This window comes from Achromobacter sp., assembly GCF_036567245.1.
Lineage (GTDB): Bacteria > Pseudomonadota > Gammaproteobacteria > Burkholderiales > Burkholderiaceae_B > Achromobacter.
Map to the genome: position 1 here is coordinate 1 of NZ_DATCUY010000722.1, position 4018 is coordinate 4018.

The 4018-nt window shown below is 64.1% G+C and carries 7 protein-coding genes and 1 pseudogene; 4 read left to right on the forward strand and 4 right to left on the reverse strand.

Going from position 1 to position 4018, the window contains the following annotated elements; all coding sequences use genetic code 11:
• The 3 genes from VIR09_RS31210 to VIR09_RS31220 all read right to left on the reverse strand — a co-directional run.
• Window positions 1-183: biotin transporter BioY (locus VIR09_RS31210; protein ID WP_332016391.1), on the reverse strand; the 183-nt coding region annotated here is incomplete at its 3' end.
• A gap of 39 nt (window positions 184-222) precedes the next feature.
• Window positions 223-819, reverse strand: a complete 597-nt coding sequence (locus tag VIR09_RS31215; RefSeq protein ID WP_332016392.1) for an energy-coupling factor transporter transmembrane protein EcfT — start codon at window positions 817-819, stop codon at window positions 223-225.
• Window positions 816-1493 (reverse strand): ABC transporter ATP-binding protein, encoded by a 678-nt coding sequence (locus VIR09_RS31220; protein WP_332016393.1) that lies wholly within the window; start codon window positions 1491-1493, stop codon window positions 816-818. The genes VIR09_RS31215 and VIR09_RS31220 overlap by 4 nt, the downstream gene beginning before the upstream one ends.
• Before the next feature lie 52 nt (window positions 1494-1545).
• Between VIR09_RS31220 and msrB the strand changes: the two genes are divergently transcribed.
• Genes msrB through VIR09_RS31240 form a run of 4 tightly spaced genes read left to right on the forward strand, consistent with a single transcriptional unit; the run spans window position 1546 to window position 3647 of the window.
• Window positions 1546-1944, forward strand: coding sequence for a peptide-methionine (R)-S-oxide reductase MsrB (gene msrB / locus VIR09_RS31225; protein WP_332016394.1), 399 nt, complete (start codon window positions 1546-1548; stop codon window positions 1942-1944).
• Entirely contained in the window at window positions 1945-2523 is a 579-nt protein-coding gene (locus tag VIR09_RS31230) for a septation protein A (RefSeq protein WP_332016395.1), read from the forward strand.
• Window positions 2524-2583: 60 nt separating this feature from the next.
• Window positions 2584-2853 carry a BolA family protein gene (locus VIR09_RS31235; protein WP_332016396.1) on the forward strand — a complete coding sequence of 90 codons (270 nt, stop codon included), beginning with the start codon at window positions 2584-2586 and terminating at the stop codon, window positions 2851-2853.
• 17 nt (window positions 2854-2870) lie between these two features.
• Window positions 2871-3647 (forward strand): peptidylprolyl isomerase, encoded by a 777-nt coding sequence (locus VIR09_RS31240; RefSeq protein ID WP_173143485.1) that lies wholly within the window; start codon window positions 2871-2873, stop codon window positions 3645-3647.
• An 83-nt stretch (window positions 3648-3730) separates the two neighbouring features.
• Here the strand turns inward: VIR09_RS31240 and VIR09_RS31245 are convergent.
• A pseudogene (locus VIR09_RS31245) lies at window positions 3731-4018 on the reverse strand (homoserine acetyltransferase); the annotation flags it as partial.

Consider the following 4018-nt stretch of genomic DNA (forward strand, 5'->3'; position numbering starts at 1 on the left):
CAGATACAGCAGGCAGGCCAGCGCGCCGCGGACGGGTCCGAGCATCGCGCCCGCCAACATGGCCCCCAAGGTCTGCAGCGTGACAGGGACCGGAATGGCCGGCAGCGGAATCGGCGGTATCAGGCTCAGGACGACGATCAGCGCCGCGAACAGCGCAATCAGCACGGTATTACTGGATTTCACGGTTTTCCCCTTTGGGAGATGGAACAGGGCGCGCAGCCCTCAATGGCTGCGCGCGTCTATCGCTTCGGACACTTCCTGCGCCCTTTTCAGCGTCAGCACGATCAAGGGCACGATCAGCGCCACCGGATTGGCGCCCAGCCCGCGAGCCGCCTGCGCTTCGCGGATTTCCTGGAAGTTGCGCCAGATCTCGGGCACGAAGCGCAGCGCCAGCGCCAGGGCCAGCGCAACCTTGCCGGCATCCACCAGCCGCAAGCGTTCCAACGGCATCAGCGCCTTTTCGCAGACGGCGATCAGGTCGGACGTGCGGGTGGCCAAGGTGACGGCCAGAGCCAACCCCACCATCGCCGCCACGCGCAGCAGCACGGCCAGCGCCTCCATGCCACCCTGGAACCAGGCAGTGAACACGCCCACGGCGACCAGCACCCAGGCCAAGCCCTTGATTTGTCGCCAGACCGCGCTCGCGGCCACGCCCGTGGACCAGACCAGCGCGGTCGCCGCCAGGAAGGCCGGCGCCAGCCAGCGCGGGTCGCGCAACAGGAACAGGCCCGCGCCCGCCGCCATCAGCGCCAGCAGCTTCAACCACGCCGGCAGCCGGTGCAGGAACGAATCGCCCGCGACGTACAGCGGTTCCATCATGCGCAGTGCTCCCGGTACCAGCGCAGCGCCGCGGCCGGATTGTCGTCGGCCGCGATATTGCCGTCGCGCACCACCACGACCCGGTCGAAATCCTCCAGCAGCTCCAGATCGTGGCTGACGACAATGGCGTCATGGGGCAAGCCGGCGATAGCGTCGCGCACTCGATTGCGGTTGCGCAGGTCCAACTGGGTAGTGGGTTCGTCGAACACGATCAGCGCCGGCTCCATCACCAGCACTGCGGCCAGCGCCACCAATTGGCGTTCGCCGCCGGACAGGGTGTGGCTGGTCCGGTCCGCCAGATGGCCCACGCCCAGGTGGCCCAATTGGGCGTCGATGCGGGCCTCGCGTTGCTGCCGGTCCGGGGCCAGATGCTTCAGCCCGAACGCCAGGTCCTCGCGGACGATGGGGAAGACAATCTGGTTTTCGGGGTTCTGGAATACGAAGCCGACCTGGCGGCGCACCGCCTTCAGGTCGCGCCGGGTGTCCAGTCCGCCCACCCGCACGCTGCCGGCGGAAGGCAGGACCAAGCCGTTGATCAGACGCGCCAGCGTGCTCTTGCCGGCGCCATTGGGGCCGACGATGCCGATGCGGCGTTCGGCCAGCGTCAGGCTCACCCCATTCAGCACTTGCGCCTGGGGCGTGGAAACAACCGCCTGGTCAAACTCGATTAACATGGGGCGGGATTATGCCCGAACCATTTCGGGCATCGGGACTCCAAGAGCTCATATGGACAAAGTACGAAAATCCGACGCCGAATGGCGTGCCCAGCTTTCCCCGGAAGAATACGTCGTCACCCGGGAAAAGGGTACCGAACGCGCGTTCACCGGGCGCTACTGGAATACGTTCACGCACGGCATCTACCGCTGCGTGGGCTGTGGCACGGCGCTGTTCGCATCCGACACCAAATTCGATGCCGGCTGCGGCTGGCCCAGCTACTTCCAGGCGCTGGATCCGGAACTGGTGCGCGAGGAACGCGACGTCACCCACGGCATGGTCCGCACCGAAGTGCTGTGCAACGTCTGCGACTCGCATCTGGGACATGTCTTCCCCGACGGTCCCGAGCCCACCGGACTGCGCTATTGCATCAATTCCCTGTCGATGACGTTTGAACCCATAGAAGACTGAATGAAGAAGTTCCTGTTCGACCTGTTTCCGCTGTTCCTGTTTTTCATTGCCTATCGGTACACGGACATTTTCATCGCCACGGGCGTCGCCATGGCGGCGGCCGTGCTGCAGATCATCTGGCTGAAGGCGACTGGCCGCGCCACCGAGGCCATGCACTGGATCAACCTGACCGTCATCCTGGTGTTCGGCGGGGCCACGATCTGGCTGCACAGCGACGTCTTCATCAAGTGGAAGCCCACGGTGCTGTATTGGCTGTTCGGCGGCGCGCTGGTCTTTGCGCGCCTGTTGTTCGGCCGCAACCTGATCCGCCGCCTGATGGAAAAGCAGATCCAGCTCCCTGACGTCGCCTGGGAACGGTTGAACCTGGTCTGGGCCGGCTTCTTCCTGATTGCAGGCGCGCTCAACCTGTACGTGGCGTTTTCCGGCCACTTCACCGAGTCGCAATGGGTCAGCTTCAAGGCCTTCGGCCTAATGGGCTTGATGGTGGTCTTTGTCATCGGCCAATCGATCTGGCTGGGCAAGCACATCCAGACGGAGGAACAGGCCCCCTCCTCCGACACCCCGCCCCGCCAGCCCTGAAGCCGTCCGATTTCCCGGCCGGCGCCCCCCAGCCCGCGCCGGAACTAAACATATACCCCCATGTCAGACACCACCGACCGCATTTCCCTGATCCGGGAGCGGCTAGCCGTCCTGGAACCCGTCAGCCTTGACGTCCTGGACGACTCGCATTTGCATGCCGGCCACGAAGGCAGTAAAAACGGCGCCGGCCACTATCGCGTGATCATCGTAGCGCCTTGCTTTGCGGGGCTCTCGGCCGTTGCGCGACATAGGCTGGTGTATCATCATTTGCAAGATTTGATCCCCTATCCGATTCATGCGCTTGCGCTAGATGCCCAGGCTCCCAAATAGAAAGTAAAAGGATATTCATGAAACGCATCGTCATGCTGGCTGCAGCCTGCGTCATCGCCGTGCCGGCTTTTGCTCAGAACGTGGCTACCGTCAACGGCAAGGCCATTCCGCAAAAGAGCCTGGATCAATTCGTCAAGCTGCTGGTCAGCCAGGGCGCCACCGATTCGCCGCAACTGCGCGAACAGGTCAAGCAGGAAATGATCAACCGCCAGATCTTCGTGCAAGCCGCCGAATCCAGCGGCATCGCCAAACAGGCCGACGTCCAGACCGAAGTCGAGCTGGCCCGCCAAGGCATCCTGGTCCGCGCCCTGATGGCCGACTACCTGGCCAAGCACCCGGTGTCGGATGCCAAGGTCACGGCTGAATACGAGAAGATCAAGAAGGAACAGGCCGGCAAGATGGAATACAAGGTCCGCCACATCCTCGTCGAAGACGAAAAGACGGCGAACGACCTGCTGGCCCAGATCAAGAGCAACAAGAGCAAGTTCAACGACCTGGCCAAGAAGAACTCCAAGGACCCCGGCAGCGCCGAAAAGGGTGGCGACCTGGGTTGGGCTCCCCCGACCAACTACGTTCAGCCGTTCGCGCAAGCCGTGACGCAGCTGAAGAAGGGCGAACTGGTCGACAAGCCGGTGCAGACCCAGTTCGGCTGGCACATCATCATGGTCGACGACACCCGTCCGGTGGAATTCCCCCCGCTCGACCAGGTGCGCCCGCAGCTGGAAGAAATGCTGCGCCAGCAAACCCTGGCCGACTACCAGAAGGAACTGCGCGAAAAGGCCAAGATCCAGTAAGCCTTGCCGCACACGTGAAAATGCCCGCGAAAGCGGGCATTTTTTTGCCTGGGCTTCAGGGGCCGGGCCGGCGCAGCCGCCTGCTAGGCCAGCGCCTGCCTCAGATGGGCGTCCCAGAGACGGCCTTCCAGCAACGGCGACAGATGGCCGTAGCGCCCCGTCACGCTGACCTGAACGATATTGCCAGGATACGGGGCTTGCGCCTGAGCGCCCGGATCATCCGGCGCGAACAGTTCGTCCGACACGCAGCGCAGCCAGCGCACAGGCGTGGCCGATTCCAGCAGCGCGCCGCGCGCATCGTAGCGGCAGGCCGACGCCCTGAGCGCCGCCATGGACCAGGGCGAAAAGCGCGCCGCCCAGGCCTGCGCCTC

Excerpts from the sequence above, each read along its gene's own strand:
- VIR09_RS31215 (WP_332016392.1), bottom strand. The coding sequence starts at position 819 with ATGATGGAACCGCTGTACGTCGCGGGCGATTCGTTCCTGCACCGGCTG.
- VIR09_RS31235 (WP_332016396.1), top strand. The coding sequence starts at position 2,584 with ATGTCAGACACCACCGACCGCATTTCCCTGATCCGGGAGCGGCTAGCC.
- VIR09_RS31230 (WP_332016395.1), top strand. The coding sequence starts at position 1,945 with ATGAAGAAGTTCCTGTTCGACCTGTTTCCGCTGTTCCTGTTTTTCATT.
- VIR09_RS31220 (WP_332016393.1), bottom strand. The coding sequence starts at position 1,493 with ATGTTAATCGAGTTTGACCAGGCGGTTGTTTCCACGCCCCAGGCGCAA.
- msrB (WP_332016394.1), top strand. The coding sequence starts at position 1,546 with ATGGACAAAGTACGAAAATCCGACGCCGAATGGCGTGCCCAGCTTTCC.
- VIR09_RS31240 (WP_173143485.1), top strand. The coding sequence starts at position 2,871 with ATGAAACGCATCGTCATGCTGGCTGCAGCCTGCGTCATCGCCGTGCCG.